The sequence below is a fragment of the Rossellomorea vietnamensis genome (genome assembly GCF_001305855.1).
GTDB lineage: Bacteria > Bacillota > Bacilli > Bacillales > Bacillaceae_B > Rossellomorea > Rossellomorea vietnamensis_A.
This window is the reverse complement of the sequence record NZ_LIXZ01000014.1, coordinates 84,321-104,013: the sequence shown is the minus strand read 5'-3', so window position 1 is coordinate 104,013 and position 19,693 is coordinate 84,321. Positions and strand designations below refer to the sequence as shown.

The 19,693-nt window shown below is 43.8% G+C and carries 23 protein-coding genes; 17 read left to right on the top strand and 6 right to left on the bottom strand.

The genetic code is table 11. The annotated features are described in order from the left end of the window. The 3 genes from AM506_RS16155 to AM506_RS16145 form a co-directional block, all read right to left on the bottom strand. On the bottom strand, nt 1-196 hold a 196-nt coding region (locus AM506_RS16155; protein WP_152968527.1), incomplete at its 3' end, for a helix-turn-helix domain-containing protein. Nucleotides 197-268: 72 nt separating this feature from the next. After that, the gene (gene pssA / locus AM506_RS16150; RefSeq protein WP_060673509.1) at nt 269-808 is read right to left on the bottom strand and encodes a CDP-diacylglycerol--serine O-phosphatidyltransferase; all 540 of its coding nucleotides are present in this window, start codon (nt 806-808) and stop codon (nt 269-271) included. Between the two features lie 332 nt (nt 809-1,140). Next, a complete protein-coding gene (locus AM506_RS16145) occupies nt 1,141-1,281 on the bottom strand; it encodes a sporulation histidine kinase inhibitor Sda (protein ID WP_034757416.1) in 141 nt (46 codons plus the stop codon). A gap of 436 nt (nt 1,282-1,717) precedes the next feature. Here AM506_RS16145 and AM506_RS16140 point away from each other — a divergent pair, with 436 nt between their 5' ends. The 8 genes from AM506_RS16140 to AM506_RS16105 are packed head-to-tail and all read left to right on the top strand — an operon-like array spanning nt 1,718 to nt 6,720. After that, nucleotides 1,718-2,239: a YqeG family HAD IIIA-type phosphatase gene (locus AM506_RS16140; RefSeq protein ID WP_060673508.1), complete on the top strand. Its 522-nt coding sequence runs from the start codon at nt 1,718-1,720 to the stop codon at nt 2,237-2,239. Beyond that, nucleotides 2,236-3,336, top strand: a complete 1,101-nt coding sequence (gene yqeH, locus AM506_RS16135; RefSeq protein ID WP_060673507.1) for a ribosome biogenesis GTPase YqeH — start codon at nt 2,236-2,238, stop codon at nt 3,334-3,336. Before AM506_RS16140 ends, yqeH begins: the two co-directional genes overlap by 4 nt. A 10-nt stretch (nt 3,337-3,346) precedes the next feature. Beyond that, entirely contained in the window at nt 3,347-4,177 is an 831-nt protein-coding gene (aroE, locus tag AM506_RS16130; RefSeq protein ID WP_268788404.1) for a shikimate dehydrogenase, read from the top strand. Between the two features lies 1 nt (nt 4,178). Continuing rightward, nucleotides 4,179-4,472, top strand: coding sequence for a ribosome assembly RNA-binding protein YhbY (yhbY, locus tag AM506_RS16125; RefSeq protein ID WP_060673506.1), 294 nt, complete (start codon nt 4,179-4,181; stop codon nt 4,470-4,472). Nucleotides 4,473-4,486: 14 nt separating this feature from the next. Then, nucleotides 4,487-5,056 carry a nicotinate-nucleotide adenylyltransferase gene (locus AM506_RS16120; protein WP_060673516.1) on the top strand — a complete coding sequence of 190 codons (570 nt, stop codon included), beginning with the start codon at nt 4,487-4,489 and terminating at the stop codon, nt 5,054-5,056. After that, entirely contained in the window at nt 5,049-5,615 is a 567-nt protein-coding gene (gene yqeK, locus AM506_RS16115; RefSeq protein ID WP_060673505.1) for a bis(5'-nucleosyl)-tetraphosphatase (symmetrical) YqeK, read from the top strand. The genes AM506_RS16120 and yqeK overlap by 8 nt, the downstream gene beginning before the upstream one ends. 4 nt (nt 5,616-5,619) lie before the next feature. Next, a complete protein-coding gene (gene rsfS, locus AM506_RS16110) occupies nt 5,620-5,973 on the top strand; it encodes a ribosome silencing factor (protein ID WP_034757434.1) in 354 nt (117 codons plus the stop codon). Next, entirely contained in the window at nt 5,974-6,720 is a 747-nt protein-coding gene (locus AM506_RS16105) for a class I SAM-dependent DNA methyltransferase (RefSeq protein WP_060673504.1), read from the top strand. A gap of 121 nt (nt 6,721-6,841) precedes the next feature. Here AM506_RS16105 and comER read toward each other — a convergent pair whose 3' ends face one another. Beyond that, a complete protein-coding gene (comER, locus tag AM506_RS16100) occupies nt 6,842-7,663 on the bottom strand; it encodes a late competence protein ComER (protein ID WP_060673503.1) in 822 nt (273 codons plus the stop codon). A 79-nt stretch (nt 7,664-7,742) separates the two neighbouring features. On the opposite strand from comER, the gene AM506_RS16095 reads away from it, so the two are divergent. From AM506_RS16095 to AM506_RS16085, 3 genes are all read left to right on the top strand, one after another. Next, entirely contained in the window at nt 7,743-8,375 is a 633-nt protein-coding gene (locus AM506_RS16095; protein ID WP_160316888.1) for a helix-hairpin-helix domain-containing protein, read from the top strand. A gap of 77 nt (nt 8,376-8,452) precedes the next feature. Further along, the gene (locus AM506_RS16090; protein WP_060673515.1) at nt 8,453-9,013 is read left to right on the top strand and encodes a ComE operon protein 2; all 561 of its coding nucleotides are present in this window, start codon (nt 8,453-8,455) and stop codon (nt 9,011-9,013) included. Then, nucleotides 9,006-11,282, top strand: coding sequence for a DNA internalization-related competence protein ComEC/Rec2 (locus tag AM506_RS16085; protein ID WP_082386401.1), 2,277 nt, complete (start codon nt 9,006-9,008; stop codon nt 11,280-11,282). Before AM506_RS16090 ends, AM506_RS16085 begins: the two co-directional genes overlap by 8 nt. A gap of 152 nt (nt 11,283-11,434) precedes the next feature. Here the strand turns inward: AM506_RS16085 and AM506_RS22250 are convergent, their stop codons facing one another. Beyond that, entirely contained in the window at nt 11,435-11,569 is a 135-nt protein-coding gene (locus AM506_RS22250; RefSeq protein ID WP_082386400.1) for a YqzM family protein, read from the bottom strand. 293 nt (nt 11,570-11,862) lie between these two features. Here AM506_RS22250 and holA point away from each other — a divergent pair, with 293 nt between their 5' ends. Further along, nucleotides 11,863-12,891: a DNA polymerase III subunit delta gene (gene holA, locus AM506_RS16080; RefSeq protein ID WP_060673500.1), complete on the top strand. Its 1,029-nt coding sequence runs from the start codon at nt 11,863-11,865 to the stop codon at nt 12,889-12,891. A 41-nt stretch (nt 12,892-12,932) separates the two neighbouring features. On the opposite strand, the gene rpsT is transcribed toward holA, so the two are convergent. Then, nucleotides 12,933-13,184, bottom strand: coding sequence for a 30S ribosomal protein S20 (gene rpsT, locus AM506_RS16075; RefSeq protein WP_060673499.1), 252 nt, complete (start codon nt 13,182-13,184; stop codon nt 12,933-12,935). A gap of 202 nt (nt 13,185-13,386) precedes the next feature. Between rpsT and gpr the strand changes: the two genes are divergently transcribed. The 5 genes from gpr (at nt 13,387) to hemW (ending at nt 19,508) form a co-directional block, all read left to right on the top strand. Continuing rightward, nucleotides 13,387-14,496 (top strand): GPR endopeptidase, encoded by a 1,110-nt coding sequence (gpr, locus tag AM506_RS16070; RefSeq protein ID WP_060673498.1) that lies wholly within the window; start codon nt 13,387-13,389, stop codon nt 14,494-14,496. Nucleotides 14,497-14,708: 212 nt separating this feature from the next. Continuing rightward, entirely contained in the window at nt 14,709-15,917 is a 1,209-nt protein-coding gene (gene spoIIP, locus AM506_RS16065) for a stage II sporulation protein P (protein ID WP_060673497.1), read from the top strand. Between the two features lie 18 nt (nt 15,918-15,935). Then, complete coding sequence (locus tag AM506_RS16060) at nt 15,936-16,271, top strand: DUF3679 domain-containing protein (RefSeq protein WP_060673496.1); 336 nt, start codon at nt 15,936-15,938, stop codon at nt 16,269-16,271. Nucleotides 16,272-16,454: 183 nt separating this feature from the next. Then, nucleotides 16,455-18,287 carry a translation elongation factor 4 gene (lepA, locus tag AM506_RS16055; RefSeq protein WP_060673495.1) on the top strand — a complete coding sequence of 611 codons (1,833 nt, stop codon included), beginning with the start codon at nt 16,455-16,457 and terminating at the stop codon, nt 18,285-18,287. Between the two features lie 63 nt (nt 18,288-18,350). Next, a complete protein-coding gene (gene hemW / locus AM506_RS16050) occupies nt 18,351-19,508 on the top strand; it encodes a radical SAM family heme chaperone HemW (RefSeq protein WP_060673514.1) in 1,158 nt (385 codons plus the stop codon). Nucleotides 19,509-19,693: the final 185 nt, after the last annotated feature.

The window sequence follows — 19,693 nt, the reverse complement described above, 5'->3', positions numbered from 1 at the left end:
ATTGAACAGAGTACGCTTTGTTTATTTCTCTTCGCTTTATACCTTCTATTCCTTGTGTTTTATAAGCTCTTACCCAATCTTGTAGTGGTGTCTTAGAGGGTAGGTTATATTTTTTCGCCAATGATTTATATCCAAGATGGCCATCCAGATACTCGGTGACAAGTTTTAGTTTAAATTCCTCACTATATTTAGCCATAAAAACACCCCCAAAAGTTAGTTTTCTACTCTAACTTTTGGGGGTCGATACCAACAGGGCCTCTTTTGTGCCTTACATTTTCTTTAATGTAAAGGGGCTGACCATCAATACAGCCAGTGTGATCGTCATACACACGATCAGCACACCCGAAACAAACGGGATGGCAAGATAGCTCAAGGTCAGTAAACAACCGGCTGCAGTTATGGGAAGGCCGGTAAAATAGCCGTCATTTTCTGAAATGTTGAAGCGGGCCAACCGGTAAGCACCACAAGCCAAGTATAAAATGGTGAAGAACATGCCGGGAAAGTCAAACTGGCTGAGGACGGCGGTATACATTAACACTGCCGGGGCCACCCCAAAGGAAATGATGTCGCTCATGGAATCCAGCTGCTTTCCCAACTCGGACTCGATGTTTAACTTTCTTGCCACCAGTCCGTCGAATCTGTCGGTCAACGCAGCGATGAAAATGAGGATCAAGCTCAGATGTAATTGGTTATGAAGAACGGAAATAATAGCAAAACCACCTAATGATAAATTCGTAAGGGTAATCAGGTTGGCTGTTTGAGTTTTAAGCTTTTTGAATGTATGATCGAGTACCCCGGAGAGAAACAATTATTACTCACTCCTTCTTTTAAGTTTGCTCACTGTTGAACAAGATTCGTGGCTGAAATATCGCTTTCAGAGTTCGCGTTCACCTGGCTAACGTTGAGGGTTAACCTCATACAGTGAAAAAGATTCTTATTCATATAGTATATAATTATATTTTATTATATACTTATTAAACTGTTAAAGTTAATCGTTTTTTTATTGAGTAATGGATCTGGTCAAGCTCCTACACCTTAGGGCAGAGGGACAGTATTCTGAAGTGTAATGGCAAGAGAGCATATATTCCATAAAAAAGAGGACGGATTTTATATAAATCCGTCCCGTTTCATGTTAGTATTCTACGAAGTAGCTTTTATTTTATTTGTAAGAGATCGACGGTGAATTTCCATTTCGATGAGGCGAATGAATTCTGTATTGAGTTTCAGCTCCAGTGCTTTGTAATACGAATCAATCAACAGTTCGTCCGATAATTTCCTCATTAATGCCACCTCCATTACTCATCATCTTTTTATTCAAAACTTAGTGTAAGTACGTTTTTTGTAATAATGTAACTTTACCAAAATTATTTTTTTAGAACAAGCGTTCCGTTATCCACAGTTCATGGTGGATAAGTTGTGACTAACTTGTATATAACTGGTAAATAAAGCTAGTTTGTGTTCTGTATAATGTGAATAAGGTTATCCACAAGTATGAAGATAGCTGGAAATTTGTCGAAAAATATTTATTTTTTATAAGAATATGTTTGGAATTCCAAGAATATATATGATTTATTTTGAATCTGTATGTAAAATTGGTTATCATTAATCTGTTATAGGTTAAAGGTATACTATAGAAATCGTTTCGCGATATCTTCTAATGAAAATATATCGAAAGCAGTTCATCATATAAACGATAAAGAAATTTGAGGTGTAGCATGTGATCAAGCAGTTTTTACCCAATGAGCAGGTCCAGGATATTTTCACTATCACCCCGGGACATCTTAAGGAAAAAGGGATCAAGGCAATCATTACCGACTTGGATAATACGTTGGTGGAGTGGGACAGGCCGAACGCCACCCCTAAATTGATCCAGTGGTTTAAAGACATGCAGGAACAGGGGATCCTTGTGACCATTGTATCCAACAACAATAAAAACCGCGTGGGGGCATTCGCTGAACCTTTGGGTGTTCCGTTCATCTTTCAGGCCAGAAAGCCCATGGGCCGTGCTTTTAAGAAAGCGATCAAACAAATGGGCGTAAAGAAGGAAGAGGCGGTTGTCATTGGCGATCAGCTATTAACGGACGTATTAGGTGGAAACCGCAGCGGCTTTCATACGATACTGGTCGTACCTGTGGCTCAATCGGATGGTTTCTTTACTAAGTTCAATCGTCAGGTAGAACGCAGAATTATGAAGTTTTTCAAGCGTAAAGGCATGCTTGAGTGGGAGGACAAAAAGTGAGTGAAGTTGTATGTATAGGTTGTGGCGTTGAAATTCAGACGGAAAATAAAGAAGGCATGGGCTATGCGCCTCCTTCTGCTCTTCAAAAAGAAGAGATCATCTGCCAACGCTGTTTCAGATTAAAGCATTATAATGAGGTCCAGGATGTTCCGTTGACTGATGATGACTTCCTGAAGATATTGAACGAGCTCGGTGACTCTGAAGGGCTTATAGTGAAAGTAGTGGACATCTTTGACTTTAATGGAAGCTGGCTTCCGGGCCTCCACAGGTTCGTCGGGTCGAATCCGATCCTTCTGATAGGAAACAAGGTGGATCTTTTGCCTAAGTCGGTGAAACATTCCAAGCTGATTCATTGGATGAAGCACGAAGCAAGTCAACTGGGATTGAAACCGATCGATGTTCAATTGGTGAGTGCTGCCAAGGGTCAGGGGATCTCAGAAGCGATCGAAGCGATCGAGGAATATCGGAATGGAAAAGATGTTTACGTGGTCGGATGTACGAACGTAGGGAAATCCACGTTCATCAATCGCATCATCAAACATGTCTCAGGTGAGCAGGACGTCATCACGACTTCCCACTTCCCTGGTACAACTCTGGATATGATCCAAATTCCACTTGATGAGGAAGAATCATTGATTGATACACCAGGCATCATCAATCATCATCAGATGGCCCATTTTGTAGATAAACAGGATTTGAAAATCATTACGCCTAAAAAAGAAATCAAGCCAAGGACGTTCCAGCTGAATCCGGAACAAACGTTGTTCTTCGGCGGATTGGCCCGTTTTGATTTCATGGCTGGTGAGCGTCAGCCGTTTACGTGCTATTTCTCAAACGAGCTGTCCATCCATCGGACGAAGATTGAAAAGGCGGATGAACTCTATAAAAATCATGCGGGTGAATTATTGCAGCCACCAAGAAAAGACGATATGGATACGTTCCCTCCACTTGTGAGGCATGAGTTCAGGATCAAAGAAGCAAAAACGGATATCGTTTTCTCAGGTTTGGGATGGATTACCGTCAATGATGCTGGAGTGACCATTGCCGCTCACGTCCCGAAAGGTGTCAGCGTCTTCTTAAGAAAATCATTGATATAGGAGGGATTCTGTGGCTCTTTATGGTGTGATAGGGGACCCGATTGCTCACTCAATGTCTCCCCTGATGCATAATGGCGCGTTTAAAGATAACGGAATTAACGCTGAATATGTTCGATTCCATGTAAAGAAAGAGCACCTGCCCGAGGCCATCCGTGGAATCAAAGCCTTGGGAATTCAGGGAGTGAATGTGACCGTTCCTCATAAAGAACAAGTCATGTCCCTTCTCGATGGGATCGATCCATTGGCAGAAGCCATTGGTGCTGTCAACACGATTGTAAATGAAAATGGGAAGCTGATCGGGTATAATACAGACGGTCTTGGATTTGTTGAAGGCTTGAAGAAAGCAGCCGGTGATCGTCTTCTAAACAAGTCGATGCTGATCATCGGGGCCGGCGGTGCAGCCAGGGCCATCTATTATACACTTGCCTCATCGGGTGTGAAGAGAATCGATGTAACCAACCGGACTCCGGGGAGAGCAGAGAACATGATGGATGCCTGCCCGTTTCCGCTGGATTCTTCGTTCCTTACCCTTGAAACTGCCGAGAATCAATTGCACCACTATGATGTCATCATCCAGACGACGTCCATCGGCATGTTTCCTCATATTGAAGACAGTCCTATAAAGGTCAATGAATTAAAGCAGGGAAGCATCGTCACGGATATCATTTATAATCCGCTGGAAACATCAATACTGAAGCAGGCCAAACAAAAAGGTGCCCTGACTCAAAACGGACTCGATATGTTCGTTTATCAGGGAGCCCTCTCATTTAAGAAGTGGACAGGAATCTTTCCGTCCTATTCCAATATGAGGGACACCGTTTTACAACAACTAGGAGGTTAACATGTTAACAGGTAAACAAAAAAGATTTTTACGTTCAGAAGCACATCACTTAAATCCGGTTTTTCAAGTAGGAAAAGGCGGAGTCAACGATAATATGATCAAAACGGTCGGAGAAGCAATTGAAACGAGGGAATTGATGAAAATCAGCATCCTTCAGAATTGTGATATGGATAAATCTGAGGTTGCACAGGAGCTATCGGAAGGTGTAGGGGCTGAAATCGTCCAGATCATCGGAAATACCATTGTCCTCTACAAAGAATCGAAAGAAAACAAGCAATTAATCCTGCCAAGATAAGGACCGATACGATGATGAAAAAAAAGGTTGGACTTCTGGGAGGGACATTCAATCCTCCCCATATGGGTCACTTGGTCATTGCAGAGCAAGTGTTAGAAAAGGCACAATTGGATGAAATCCGCTTTCTTCCTAACCATGTACCGCCCCACAAACAGGTGGATGAAAGGGTAACGGTGGACCAGCGCCTTCAAATGCTGGAGACAGCCATCAAGGGTCACCCCCGTTTTTCCATCGAACGGATTGAATTGGAACGAGAGGGTGCCTCCTGCACATATGACACCATCAAGCTTTTGATGGAAAGAGAAGAGAACACCGAATTTTCGTTTATCATAGGCGGGGATATGATCGAGTATCTTCCGAAATGGTATAAAATCGATGAGCTTCAGAATATGGTGACGTTCATCGGGGTGAATCGTCCCGATTATTCCGAGGAGACTTCCTTTAACGTCCAATTGATCGAAGTGCCGGCAATCGATCTTTCTTCTTCTTACATTCGTGACACAGTAAATAAAGGACAATCCGTTCGCTATTTGGTTCCGGACGACGTGTACCGATTTATCAAGGAGGAGAAATTATATGAATAGGGAAAAAGCGCTCGAGATAGTTGAAAAGCATTTGACTGAACATCGTTACCTTCATACATGCGGTGTCATGGAGACGAGCATCGAGCTTGCGAAACGATTTGGAGCCGATGAAAAAAAGGCCGAAACAGCCGCAATCTTTCATGACTATGCAAAGTTTCGGGATAAAGATGAAATGCAGGGGATCATTGAAAGTGAGAATCTTTCAAAGGATCTGTTGCTTTATAATAGTGAGTTATGGCATGCGCCTGTGGGAGCAATACTTGTAGAACGTGAAATCGGGATTGAAGATCAGGATATCCTGAATGCCATCCGCTTCCATACTTCCGGGAAAGAAGGGATGACGGTACTCAACAAAGTGGTTTATTTAGCCGATTATATTGAGCCGAATCGCAGGTTTCCGGGAGTGGAGGAAGTAAGGGAACTTGCCAAGGAATCCTTGGACCTTGCACTCATTAAAGCTCTGCAGAATACGATCATGTTTTTGATGAAAAAAAATCAAGCGATCTATCCGGATACATTTCGCTTTTACAATGAACTGACATTAAATCAGAGGAGATGAAGGAATGGAACAAAATTTAGTAGAATTAGCATTTAAAGCAGCCGATGATAAACGAGCTGAGGATATTGTTGTATTGGATATGAAAGGTGTTTCGCTGATTGCGGATTATTTCCTGATCTGCCACGGAAACTCGGACAAACAGGTACAGGCGATCGCGCGTGAATTGAAAGACGCAGCAGAAGAAAAGGGGTACACTGTCAAACGACTGGAAGGCTTTGACCAGGCACGCTGGATTTTGGTTGATTTAGGCGATGTAGTCGCTCATGTGTTCCATAAAGAGGAGAGAGGTTACTATAATCTTGAACGTTTATGGGGAGACGCGTCATTCGTCGAAGTCGGCCAAGGTGAGAACCTCTAAATGAGTTATGAACGTTTTGCTTATGTGTACGATTATTTAATGCAGGACGTCCCATACGACGGCTGGTTGGAGTATGTGAACCGACAGGCAGAACGTTATTCCATCCAAGGGAAAAGACTCCTCGACATCGCTTGTGGAACAGGTGAATTATCGTTGAGGCTAGCGCGTGACGGATACGATGTGACGGGTGTCGATCTGTCTCAGGACATGCTCACCATCGCGCAGGAAAAGGCATCGGCACAGGATGTTCACATCCAGTTATTTCAACAGGATATGTCGAGACTCGATTCCCTTGGTGAATACGATATCATCACGATTTTTTGTGATTCATTGAATTACCTTGAAGACGAGAGTGACGTGGAGAACACATTTAAAAAGGTGTATGATCATCTGACGCAGGAAGGGTTATTTCTTTTTGATGTGCATTCCATTTACAAAATGACGCAGATATTCATGAACCAAACCTTTACCCTTACGGATGATCATGTATCCTATATATGGGGTTGCTTCCCCGGTGAAGTCCCCAATAGTGTGGAACATGAACTTACTTTTTTCGTGGAAGATGTGGAAACGGGACAGTATGAGAGAGTGGAGGAACTTCACAAACAGCGTACCTATCCAATCCTTATGGTGAAGGAGTGGCTCGAGACTACTGGATTCGATGTGTTGAATATCAACGCGGACTTTACGGAAGAATCTCCGTCAGATCAAAGTGAGAGAATTTTCTTTGCGTGCAAAAAGAAATAAAAAAAGCCGGATTATCTCCAAAATGGAATGATCCGGCTTAACTTTGTTACCAACAGGTTGAAAATGTTAGAAAAAAGAAGGAAAAAATCAATTTATGTCGAATGTAAAAAAGGAGTCCTTTCTAGACCCCGAATTGTGATTTGGTTCCTTCAATATCATCCACGAATTTTTCTTGTGTGGCTTCGAACAGTTTCTCGAAAACATCTCCCAATTCCCTTTCCATGACAGAAATCCCTATCCCGGTTACCCCTCCTTTTACACAAACTTTTTCTTGAAGTGTAGGTAACGTATAGATGTTCTTTTTCAGCAGGTCCCCAAGACCAACCAGCATTTCAGAAGCGAGGACAGTTGCTGTTTCCTGATCTATCTCCGTAACTTCCACTGCCGCATTGATGAATCGCTGGGTCACATAGCTGAAAAAAGCCGGCCCGCAGCTGACAATATCAGACGCTACCCGAGTTACATTTTCATCAATCTCGACAGGTGTTGAGATATTCCTGGCCAGCTTCGTTAAATCCCTTCTCCATTTATCTGAACATTGACTTCCATACGTCAGAAGGGACACACCGCTCAATGCGCGGTTCGTGATACTTGGAATGAATCGTGCGCAAGAACAGGGTAATAAGGATTGCAACTGGTCCACACTTACCGGGCTTGTTATGGAAACGACACATTTATCCTTCGTGAAGCTCTTCTTACTCTCCTGGATCACGTCATACACATCATGCGGTTTAACGCAGATGAAGACTAGATCAGACGAAGAAATGACTTCTTCATTTGAATGGACGACATTCACGCTGCGGTATTTCTCTTTTATATCCTCGGCTTTTTTTAATGAACGATTCGTAATATGAAGATGTGAAGGAGAAATCGCTTTTGATTCAATGAAAGCTTCAATGATGATTTTCCCCATGTTTCCCGTTCCGATGATACCTAATTTCATGTTCAGCCCTCCTTCTATCACACTCTCTCCTAAAACTTATGAATTCCTTGCAACGAATATTCCACCAGAGGTGATTTCCATGCAGTCCTTAATTGAAAAGTACCGAACGATTCTTGTGTCCCTCGCGATTTGTGCCGTTATCCTGATTGGGTATATATTGAAAAAAGCGGACGAGCCTCCCGTTGAAGAACCTTCCTTCACTGCAGCAGCAGAAGTAGAAAAACCAATAAATCCTGAAAATCCTGAAACAGAGACAGCAAAGAGTCCTGAAAAAGTGTATGTGGACGTAAAGGGAGAGGTGGTAAACCCCGGTCTTTATGAAGTGAGGCAGGGTGACAGGCTTAAGTTTGTCATCGACAGGGCCGGGGGATTCACAAAGGATGCCGACAAAAAATTGATGAATCTCGCCGTCAAAGTTACGGACGAAATGATGATCTATGTCCCGAAAATCGGAGAAATGGAAACAATGCCTCAGTCACTTCCTGCCCCAGTTTCTTCAGGGGCAGGATCAGGAGAGGATAAACTCAATATCAATACAGCCTCAGAAGCCGAATTCGAAACCCTTCCTGGAATAGGACCATCGAAAGCCGCCACCATTATCCAATACCGTGAAGAAAATGGTCCGTTTAAATCCATTGAAGAAATAACAAAAATTTCAGGAATTGGAGATAAAACCTTCGATAAATTACAAGAACATATTTTTGTCCAATGATTGACGAAATGCAGGAAGTCTTTATACACTTAAACAAGCATTAAACTAAATCGAAAACAAGAGAAGGGAGAATGGGGATGGAAAGAATTGCGTGGCATCAATATTTCATGGCTCAAAGTCAACTGCTTGCCCTCCGCAGCACGTGTACGAGATTGGCGGTGGGAGCAACCATCGTCCGGGATAAGCGGATCATTGCAGGAGGGTATAATGGCTCCATAGCCGGCGGAGATCATTGTATAGATGAAGGGTGCTATGTCATTGACAATCACTGTGTGAGGACCATCCATGCAGAAATGAATGCACTCCTGCAATGTTCGAAGTTCGGGGTAGGGACTGAGAATGCGGACATATACGTCACTCACTTCCCTTGCCTTCAATGCTGTAAAGCACTCATTCAGGCAGGTATCAAAACGGTTTACTATGCAAAAGATTATAAAAATCATCCATACGCCATCGAACTGTTCGAAAAGGCAGACGTCCATGTGGAAAAAGTGCCTTTCCAGGAAAGCAGTATCGATGTAAAACACAAGGAAAAAGCAACGCTCATGATTCGATTGATAGAGGATTTGAGGCAGCAGGGAGTTTCGGAGGATAAGCTTCACTATTATGAGCAAGAATACATAAAGCTTTTTGAGTAGAGGCTTATGCATTTATTTGGCGTTATCGGTTCTATCAGGGACATTGCTGGCACTTCAACTCCTTTGGGGTGCTGTCGTCCTTGTTATCCTCTTCCTTTCACTTTTCCTGAGAAGAATGCCCCGTACCATCCTTTTCATTTCATTCCTACTGGTAATCGCTTCCTTCTTTCATGCCCTTGTACAAGAGAAAAACCAGAAATCAACTCTTACCCCGCAATCTGAACCTACCATCCATGGAGTATTTATAGATGAAATCCCCACCATTGACGGCAACTCATTTGTTTCATTTGCGAAAGTGAAGAATGAGAAAATCCTGATTCGCTATTATTTTGATACCGAAGAGGAAAAACGGAAATTTTCAAAAGTAAATCCCGGTTTTGTTTGCAATGTTAAAGGACAGTTGGCAGAACCCCGGCCGGGCAAAAATCCCAATTCATTCAACTATAAAGACTATCTGTCCCATCAAGGGGTATATTGGGTCCTTGAGATACAGGAATTTGAAGGATGTTTGGACCGAAGCTCTTGGAAACATGCCCTTACACAGCTCAGGTTTCATGGGTTGAAAAGAATTGAACAGGAGTTTCCCCCTGCAACGGTTGGCATCACTCAGGCATTACTGTTCGGCGAGACAGGGATGATTGCAGAGGATGCCATGAAGGCATTCAGGGAGCTCGGGGTCGTTCATCTCCTTGCCATTTCAGGTCTTCATGTGGGACTTTTGTTTGCGATGCTTCATTATTGTTTATTAAGGATTGGCCTGACGAGGGAAGCGGCATCATGGACAGGGATCATGTTTCTCCTGTGCTATATCGTCATGACGGGCGGCTCTCCTTCTGTTGTACGGGCTTCCTTCATGCTGATCATCCTCATTCTCGGCAAAAAGACCTCCCGGAATATCGGTGTAATCGATAGCCTCGCCGCAGTGTTCCTGCTCATTGTCTTATACGAACCTTTCTTGGTTTACAATGTGGGATTTCAGCTCTCATTCGCCGTCAGTTTCTCACTTGTGCTTTCTTCCCGGACCATTTTACAGGCATCTTCTTCCTTCAAACAAATGGTCACCGTCACGGTGGTGGCCCAATTATCTTCCATCCCCTTCGTGATCTATCATTTCTATGAGTTCTCATTGATCGGCTTTCTGACTAATCTCCTATATGTCCCGCTTTTTTCCATTATCATCCTTCCGATGGCCATCATCACCTATCTCGTCACTTCAGTGGGATCGGCTGGATGGTCCATGATCCCTTATGAAATTCTGCTGGAAGGGATTCAATGGTTATCCTCTGCCGTTGCTTCTTTTCCATTTAGCACCTTGATCATGGGGAGGCCGAATTTTGTTTTTCTGCTCGGGTATCTCATTCTTATTTATTTTGCATTCGTTGGTTTAGAGAGGAGGAAATATCTTTCCACCGGTTGGCTTTTTCTTTTCACCGTTATTCATCTCTTCTTGAATAACTACCATCCCTATGGAGAAATTGTCTTCATTGATGTTGGGCAGGGAGATGCGACCCTGATCGATCTTCCTTACAACCATGGCACATATTTGATTGATGCAGGAGGGGAGGTGCCGTTTCCGAAAGAAAAATGGGAGGAGAAAATGAACCGTTTTTCTGTAGGGGAGGACATTGTGGTGCCTTTTTTAAAAAGCAAAGGAATCACTTCCATCGATGCATTGATTTTAACTCATGGAGATCTTGATCATATAGGGGGAGCGGAAGCGGTATTAAACGAAATGAAAGTCGGGGAACTCTTGATTAGTCCCGGCAGCCGGGAGAAGGTGGAGGTGGATAGGATGGTCAAACTGGCTCAGGAAAAAAAGATCTCCGTCAAAGAAGTGATGTATCCGGAAAGATGGCGTGGAGACCGTGATGGGCTTCATATCGTATCCCCCCTTGATGCTGATTATGCAGGGAATAATGACTCCATTGTTCTATACGGTGTAATCGGATCAAAGAAATGGTTGTTTACAGGGGATCTCGAGAAGGAAGGGGAAAGGGAGTTCGTTCAGACATTCGATCTGCCTGTGGATGTGTTGAAAGTCGGTCATCATGGCAGCAGGACGAGTACATCGGAAGCGTTCCTCGATGAAACGGACCCCGATGTGGCGGTGATCTCTGCTGGAGAAACCAATCGTTTCGGACACCCCCACCCTGAAGTAGTGGAGCGATTAAAGGTAAGGGGAGTGACGATTTATAGTACGGCTGTGAACGGGGCAATCACCTATCGATTTTGGGATAAAACAGGAACGTTTTCAGCCCACCGGCCATAGGATGTAGAACAAAACAAATTAAGCGCTAATGAAAAAGGGGCAGACCCATAGAGGAAGAATCAGGCGCCTTCAAACCATCTTTATGATACAGTCAGTACCATATATGGAAATTGAAGTAACCGGAATCTTTCAGGCCTGCCTCCTATTTTTCATTAAGAGCCGATCATTTTGATAACTGTTGCAATAATGAACATTACGGCAAAGAAACCAAAAGAAACACCGAAACCGACGCCAGAATCTACCGCATCATTTCGTTTTGATTGTACATTCTTTTCAAATTGGTTCACAACTACCCCTCCTATTTCTATTCTAGTATAGAACAACGCTACTGAAAAATCTATACTTCCCTTTACTTTTTCCTTTACTGACAAGAGTTGTCACCCATAACTTTGAGAGACCGTGGTGACACTAATCAATACAGGAAATACCGCTTGACGGATAAGGTTCCTAGGTCTTATCCGTTAGCGTTAATATAGATATAGGGGGTGTCCTATATGAGGGATGTCCCCTTTACCCCTTGCCAAAACCAAAAAGCTTTTTTACCATAGAGTAGAGAAAAGACTTAATGGAGAGTGCTGACTTGGTTATTGATACATGGAAAAAAATAGAGAAATCTCAATTTGCCGCTATATATTTAGTTTACGGAAATGAATCATTTATTATTAATGAAACGAAACAAAGAATTGTTTCAAGGGCCATTTCAGAAGAAGAAATGGATTTTAATTTTTCCAGCTATGATCTGGAGGAAACACCGATAGAGGTAGCGATAGAAGACGCAGAAACCTTCCCCTTCATGGGAGAAAGAAGAGTCGTCGTACTCCAAAACCCCGTTTTTTTGACGGCTGAAAAAACAAAAGAAAAAGTAGAACATAATATCAAGCGCTTTGAACAATACATACAATCACCTGCACCGTACACAATCCTTGTCATCACGGCGAATTATGAAAAGCTGGACGAGCGTAAAAAGATCACCAAGTCCTTAAAAAAGAGTGCTGAAGTTGTCGAAGCCAAAAAGTTGAATGAGCAGGAACTGAAGTCCTGGGTAAGGGAACGTGCTGCCGGGAATAGTGTCCAGATCGATGAAGATGCGGTCGAATTACTGCTGACCTTAGCAGGCACAAACCTGATGATGCTCACACAGGAACTGGATAAGCTTTCTTTATATGCAAGTGACACCAACCGGATCGATGTGGAAGTCGTCGAACGGTTGACGGCCAGGTCGTTGGAACAAAATATTTTTACGTTAGTGGACAAAGTTGTTCACAGAAAGATCGATGAGGCATTAAGGATTTATTATGACCTGCTTAAGCAAAACGAAGAACCGCTTAAAATCCTTGCGATCCTCGCAGGGCAGTTCCGCCTTATATATGGAACCAAGGAGCTTTCGCGAAGAGGGTACGGACAACAAAAGATCGCCACCACTTTGAAAGTGCATCCGTTCAGGGTGAAACTCGCAGCAGGACAGGCGAAGCATTTCAATGATAAGCAGCTGGCCCATATCATCGATATGCTCTCGCAGGGGGATTATGAAATCAAAACTGGAAAGATCAAGAAAGAACTGATGATCGAAATGTTCCTGTTTAAACTTCATGATCAAAGTTTTACATAAAAAAAAACCACCGGACCAATTGGTTCGGTGGTTTTTTTCAATTAGTTCGCTTTTTTCATTAGGCGAGACTTTTGACGATCTGCAGCGTTTTTGTGGATAAGACCTTTTTGAGCTGCTTTGTCTAATTGACGTACCGCTTCAGTTACTAGATCTTTCGCATTATCAGCGCTGTTAGTCGCTGCTGCTTCTGCTTTCTTGATCGCAGTACGCATTGTTGATTTTACCGCAGCGTTTTGAGCGTTACGCTCGTTGTTTGTTTTTACGCGTTTGATAGCTGATTTGATATTTGGCATTCCTGTCACCTCCTATAAAAGGATCGAGATTCTATGTGACTCGATTTAAATTCCTAAACAATAAGAACAAATGATATTTTATCAAATGGACAGTGATATTGCAATACTATAGAACGAAATTAAACAAGTGAATGAAGACCTGCCCAAAAGGCAAACATAAAAAAATACTGGATAATATCCCAAGCCTGGAGGTAGAGTCACAATGAAAAAAGAAGAAATCGATCTTAGTAAATATTGCGTACGCACCGATCTTGCCGTGGAAGCAAGAGAAATGGTCGTCAGTGATAACGCGGAGGATACGTCATCCATTCAGGGTGTCATGATTAAAGAAAAAGAAGAAGATGGAGTCAAGGTTTCACTCGTCACGGTCACACCGGAAGGGGAAGAGAAAATCGGTAAAAAACCGGGAAACTATCTGACCATCGAGGCCCATGGCATTCGCGAGGAAGACTCAGAGCTTCAGCAGCGGGTGGAAAAAATATTCGCAAATGAATTTAATCAATTCCTGATCAATAACAAAATCGATAAAAATGCAAGCTGTTTGATCGTTGGCCTCGGAAACTGGAATGTGACCCCGGATTCATTGGGTCCAAGGGTATGCGAAGACATCATCGTGACGAGACATCTATTTGAACTGCAGCCGGAATCGGTGGAAGAAGGATATCGACCGGTCAGTGCCCTCGTTCCCGGTGTCATGGGACTCACAGGGATTGAAACGAGCGATATCATTTTCGGAGTGGTGGAGAAATCAAAGCCCGATTTTATCATCGCCATCGACGCCCTCGCTTCCCGCTCCATCGAACGAGTCAATGCGACGATCCAAATATCAGATACCGGTATCCATCCGGGATCGGGGGTTGGGAATAAGCGAAAAGGGCTGGATCAGGAAACGTTGGGTGTTCCGGTCATTGCCATCGGTGTTCCGACTGTACTGGATGCTGTGACAATCGTCAGCGATACCGTGGATTTTCTCTTGAAACATTTTGGGAAAGAAATGAAAGAGGGTGACCGTCCCTCAAGATCGCTTGCTCCTGCTGGGTTAAGCTTCGGTGAAAGAAGGAAGCTGACCGAGGAAGACCTCCCTGAAGAACAGCATCGACAGACGTTCATGGGAATCGTCGGTACCTTGGAAGATCAGGAAAAACGAAAACTGATTCATGAAGTCCTTTCTCCGATCGGCCATAACCTGATGGTGACTCCGAAAGAAGTCGATGTGTTCATGGAGGACATGGCGAACCTCATCGCGAGCGGTCTCAATGCGGCTCTGCATGATTCGGTGAATCAGGCGAATACGGGGTATCAGACGAGATAGATGGATTTAGATGATTACGCCTTGAGGGATACTATGGACCTCGAGGCGTTTTTGTCGTGGGGAACCCCAAAAACCCTTCCCGTCACAAAAAAATACTAGACTCCACCGTTTAACTTTCCACCGATCATCTCATAATGACTACTACATGAAGTTCTACTATCTCTATCAATGTCATAGATTGTACTAGAGTAGAGAAAAGAAAGGGTGGGAGAATGAGATCATACAAAGCCTCTAACTATGTCATCGCCATTCAAATGTCTACGATACTGAAAGGGACGCTGATCTTCGTTGCAGGATTGCTCTCGGTTTTTTCGATGATCGGTATCCTCACTTCCTCCAATCCTGAATATAGATTAACGTCGAATTCGTTGAATCAAGCGGCTTCCAGTGTAAAGGGTGAGACATTATATAAAATGTTGGCGCTGGAAAACCGTTCTTTTAATCACATTTTGAAAGAAGAAGATCAGGCCCTCCCAAGCTTCTCATCCATCCTCTTTCAGGTGGCCACCAATGTAAGTTTCGAAGATCCCCGAAGCTTTCTCGGTCGTGAATTGCCGGGTTTCTCGATTTTCGACGGGGATATCCTTGTGGCAGGGGAAGGGACGGACTTTACGAATATGCCGATTGAATCGGTCCCCCCACCCGAAGCTCTGGAATCCGAAAATGAAGCACCACTCAAGAATGTCGGGGATCTGAAAGAAACCAGTCAAAAGAGCGGGGACGTGGCGCCGCCATTATCCACGGGGAATAAAAAGACGGTCCTTCTTTACTTCACCCATACGAGGGAATCCTATCTTCCTTATCTGGAAGGAGTGACAAATCCGGATTCCGCCATGCACTCCAAGATCAATGTCACAAAGGTGGGGGAAATGGTGAAGGGTGATTTGGAGGACCTGGGAATAGGGACAAGCATTGATAAGACCGATGTGATTCAACACTTAAACAATAAGGGACTGAACTATTGGTCGGCTTATCAGGAGTCACGGCCGCTGGTACAGGCAGCCATGACCAGCAATAAAGACTTGATGTATATGGTCGATATTCACCGGGATTCACAGAGGAGAGACATGACGACCGCGACGATCAACGGCAAACCCTACGCAAAGCTTGCATTCGTTGTAGGGGAAGAGCACCCGAACTATGAAAGGAATCTGAAGCTTGCCTCCGAACTTCATAAGCGATTGGAATCGAAATATAAAGGGATTTCACGCGGTGTCATTGCGAAAAAGGGAAGCGGCACAAACGGTAAATTCAATCAGGATCTTTCAGGAAATGCCATGCTCCTTGAATTCGGTGGGGTGGACAATACATTTGAGGAGCTGGAGAGGACTGCAAAGGCATTCGCTGATGTATTCGCTGAGTACTACTGGCAGGCAGAAAAGGTGGATGGTTCGCTCACTGCACCTGCTGTAAGACAGTAATGAAAAGGATGGATGAACATGACGAAATTCTTTTTTAAATGTGCATTTCTTATAACGGCATTATTTATCGGCGTCCTGATCGGAATGCAGTATGCGAATCAGGGCATCGTGGATATGAAGGGACATGAACAGCAGAACTTTACGTCTCCTGTCGGGGTCAATCAGAAAGGGGATGGTGATGTCGAGGCATCGTTCCTCGGGAATGAGATAGATTCGAAAACCCTGACTGAAAAGAAAGAGAAGTTAGAAGAAATGAAAGCCTTTAATGTATTTTCTTCCATCGGAAAAGTCCTAGCGAGTACCATCGAAAGCATCACCAATACAATAGTGGATGTGATTTCCTCGCTCATTTAAATGTAAAGAAGGCCCTCAGGGAGCCTTCCTTTTTTTATGTTTCACCCTGCAGGTCGATTCACGAAATACAAGTAAATCGGTCAATTCCCAATGGGCCCTCTAGTTTACATTGAATAATATATAGTCTACTGCTATAATTCAAAATAGTGTATATGTGTGGAAATAACAGGAGTTGAACGAATAATGAACCGTGAAGAGAAATTAGAGAGACAATCGAGAATAAGGAACTTTTCCATTATTGCTCATATCGACCATGGGAAATCTACCCTTGCCGATCGAATATTAGAAAAGACGAAAGCATTGACGGCGCGTGAAATGAAAGCCCAATTGCTAGATTCCATGGACCTTGAGAGAGAGCGTGGAATCACCATTAAATTAAATTCTGTGCAATTAAAGTATCAGGCAAAGGATGGGGAAGAATATATTTTCCATCTGATTGATACACCGGGGCACGTAGATTTTACATACGAAGTATCCCGTAGTTTAGCGGCTTGTGAGGGAGCTGTCCTTGTCGTGGACGCCGCTCAGGGGATTGAAGCCCAGACGCTTGCAAACGTGTATCTTGCTTTGGATAATAACTTGGAAATCCTGCCGGTCATCAACAAAATCGACCTTCCGGCTGCCGATCCCGAGAGAGTTCGCCAGGAAGTGGAAGATGTCATTGGTCTTGATGCATCGGAAGCGGTCCTTGCTTCAGCCAAAGCCGGAATCGGGATTGAAGAGATTCTTGAGCAGGTGGTGGAAAAGGTGCCGGCTCCTCAAGGGGACCCCGATTCACCTTTAAAGGCGCTTATCTTTGACTCTTTATATGACGCCTACCGAGGAGTCGTTGCCTACATCCGAGTGATGGATGGAAGCGTCAAGGTGGGGGATAAGGTCCGCATGATGGCCACAGGGAAAGAGTTTGAAGTGACCGAGATCGGTGTCTTCACTCCGAAAGCGACTGGTCAGAAGGAATTGACGGTCGGGGATGTTGGATATTTGACTGCAGCGATCAAGAACGTCGGGGACACCCGTGTTGGGGATACCATCACTCTTGCCGGTAATCCTGCACAGGAAGCATTGCCTGGTTACCGCCGCATGAACCCGATGGTTTATTGCGGTTTATATCCGATTGATTCAAATCGTTATAATGATCTTCGAGAAGCGCTTGAAAAGCTTGAATTAAATGACTCCGCCCTTCAATTCGAGCCTGAAACTTCACAGGCATTAGGGTTCGGATTCCGTTGTGGATTCCTGGGTCTTCTTCATATGGAGATCATTCAGGAACGTATCGAACGGGAATTCAAAATCGACCTGATTACGACTGCACCAAGCGTTATCTATCATGTGAAATTGACGGACGGTGAAGAAGTGAAAGTGGATAACCCATCCATGATGCCGGATCCACAAAAGGTCGATCATGTTGAAGAACCTTATGTTAAAGCAACGATCATGGTTCCAAACGACTATGTAGGTGCCGTAATGGAGCTTTGTCAAGGAAAGCGCGGGAACTTCATCGATATGCAGTATATGGATGATACGCGAGTGAACATCGTCTATGAAATTCCGCTTGCTGAAATCGTGTATGATTTCTTCGATCAGTTGAAATCGAATACGAAAGGGTACGCTTCATTTGATTATGAGCTGATTGGATACAAAGAATCCAAGCTTGTGAAAATGGATATCCTGCTTAACGCTGAGAATGTCGATGCCCTGAGCTTTATCGTTCACCGTGACTTTGCTTACGAACGTGGGAAGCTGATTGTAGAGAAGTTGAAGGAATTAATCCCGAGACAGCAATTCGAAGTACCCGTCCAGGCAGCGATCGGACAAAAGATTGTAGCAAGATCGACCATTAAAGCCATGCGTAAAAACGTACTGGCAAAATGTTATGGTGGGGATATCTCCCGTAAACGTAAGCTTCTTGATAAACAAAAAGAAGGTAAAAAACGTATGAAGTCCGTAGGGAATGTTGAAGTTCCGCAGGAAGCCTTCATGGCCGTCCTGAAAATGGATGATACGGATAAAAAATAATCGTCATGCAGATAAAGGGGGAAAGTGGCTTGTTTTTCAAGCACAGCTTACCCCCTTTTCTCTATGAATGCCCCCAAAGGAGGGATAATCTTGGTTAAATCAGCTTATATTCATATTCCTTTTTGTGAACATATCTGCCATTATTGTGATTTTAATAAAGTTTTCCTGGAAGGTCAGCCAGTAAATGAATACTTAATCAGCCTGGGTCAGGAAATGAAACATAGAGTCTCGGCTTCTGAGAAACTGGATACAATTTTTGTCGGCGGTGGTACGCCGACGTCTTTGGATGCCGGTCAGCTCGATACGCTGTGTGAATCCATCACGACCCATTTGCCTTTTGAAAAGGGTGAATTCACCTTCGAGGCAAACCCCGGTGATTTAACACAGGATAAACTTCGTGTGTTAAAGGATCACGGTGTGAATCGGTTGAGTTTCGGTGTTCAGTCATTCAATGATGAACTCTTGAAAGGAATCGGTCGTACCCATAAAAGTGAAGATGTCTATACGTCAGTAGAAAACGCTCAAAAAGTAGGATTCTCAAACATCAGCATCGATTTGATTTATAGTCTTCCAAGGCAAACAGAAGAAGATTTTCGGGATACACTAACAAAAGCGCTTGACCTCGATCTTCCTCATTACTCAGCCTACTCACTCATCGTAGAGCCGAAAACGGTTTTCTATAATTTGATGAGAAAGGGGAAGCTGTCACTGCCGTCACAGGACCAGGAAGCAGCCATGTACGAGATCCTCATCGAAACGATGGAGAAGTATGGGATCAATCAATATGAGATCAGTAATTTTGCCAAATCGGGATTTGAAAGCAGACACAATCTCGTTTACTGGGACAATAATGAATATTATGGTTTAGGAGCAGGTGCACACGGATATATAAACGGAGTACGTTATTCAAACTACGGACCGCTCAAGAAATACATGGACCCGATTGCAGAAGGTTCCCTGCCGACGATCCAGGAGCATCAAGTCACCAAAGCCGAAATGATGGAAGAAGAAATGTTCCTAGGCTTACGTAAAGTGGAAGGCGTAAGTAAATCCATATTCCAACAAAAATTCGGCTCAACCATAGAATCCATATTTGGTCCATCCATCGAAGAAATGGAAAAGCGCGGACTGCTCTCAGTAAATGAAGAACGGGTAGCACTTACAAAACAAGGGCGCTTTTTAGGGAATGAGGTTTTCCAATCATTCCTCGGGGTAATCTAATTGGTCCAATCTTTTAGAGTAGGGGTGTTTATTTAGTCTTTTAGTAAATAACTCATACTCAGAGAGTTGATTGAAGCGGAAGGTGCTCGACTCCTGCGGGAAACGCGTGAAAGTTGAGACCCCACAGGGCGAAAGCCCGAGGAGGCTCAACTCACGCCCCGCGGAAAGCGAGCACCTGCAGCGGA

Coding starts and splice junctions, on each gene's coding strand:
- AM506_RS16145 (WP_034757416.1), bottom strand. CDS start 1,281: ATGAGGAAATTATCGGACGAACTGTTGATTGATTCGTATTACAAAGCA.
- yhbY (WP_060673506.1), top strand. CDS start 4,179: ATGTTAACAGGTAAACAAAAAAGATTTTTACGTTCAGAAGCACATCAC.
- AM506_RS16120 (WP_060673516.1), top strand. CDS start 4,487: ATGAAAAAAAAGGTTGGACTTCTGGGAGGGACATTCAATCCTCCCCAT.
- yqeK (WP_060673505.1), top strand. CDS start 5,049: ATGAATAGGGAAAAAGCGCTCGAGATAGTTGAAAAGCATTTGACTGAA.
- rsfS (WP_034757434.1), top strand. CDS start 5,620: ATGGAACAAAATTTAGTAGAATTAGCATTTAAAGCAGCCGATGATAAA.
- AM506_RS16105 (WP_060673504.1), top strand. CDS start 5,974: ATGAGTTATGAACGTTTTGCTTATGTGTACGATTATTTAATGCAGGAC.
- comER (WP_060673503.1), bottom strand. CDS start 7,663: ATGAAATTAGGTATCATCGGAACGGGAAACATGGGGAAAATCATCATT.
- AM506_RS16095 (WP_160316888.1), top strand. CDS start 7,743: ATGCAGTCCTTAATTGAAAAGTACCGAACGATTCTTGTGTCCCTCGCG.
- AM506_RS16090 (WP_060673515.1), top strand. CDS start 8,453: ATGGAAAGAATTGCGTGGCATCAATATTTCATGGCTCAAAGTCAACTG.
- rpsT (WP_060673499.1), bottom strand. CDS start 13,184: ATGCCAAATATCAAATCAGCTATCAAACGCGTAAAAACAAACAACGAG.
- gpr (WP_060673498.1), top strand. CDS start 13,387: ATGAAAAAAGAAGAAATCGATCTTAGTAAATATTGCGTACGCACCGAT.
- spoIIP (WP_060673497.1), top strand. CDS start 14,709: ATGAGATCATACAAAGCCTCTAACTATGTCATCGCCATTCAAATGTCT.
- AM506_RS16060 (WP_060673496.1), top strand. CDS start 15,936: ATGACGAAATTCTTTTTTAAATGTGCATTTCTTATAACGGCATTATTT.
- lepA (WP_060673495.1), top strand. CDS start 16,455: ATGAACCGTGAAGAGAAATTAGAGAGACAATCGAGAATAAGGAACTTT.
- hemW (WP_060673514.1), top strand. CDS start 18,351: ATGAATGCCCCCAAAGGAGGGATAATCTTGGTTAAATCAGCTTATATT.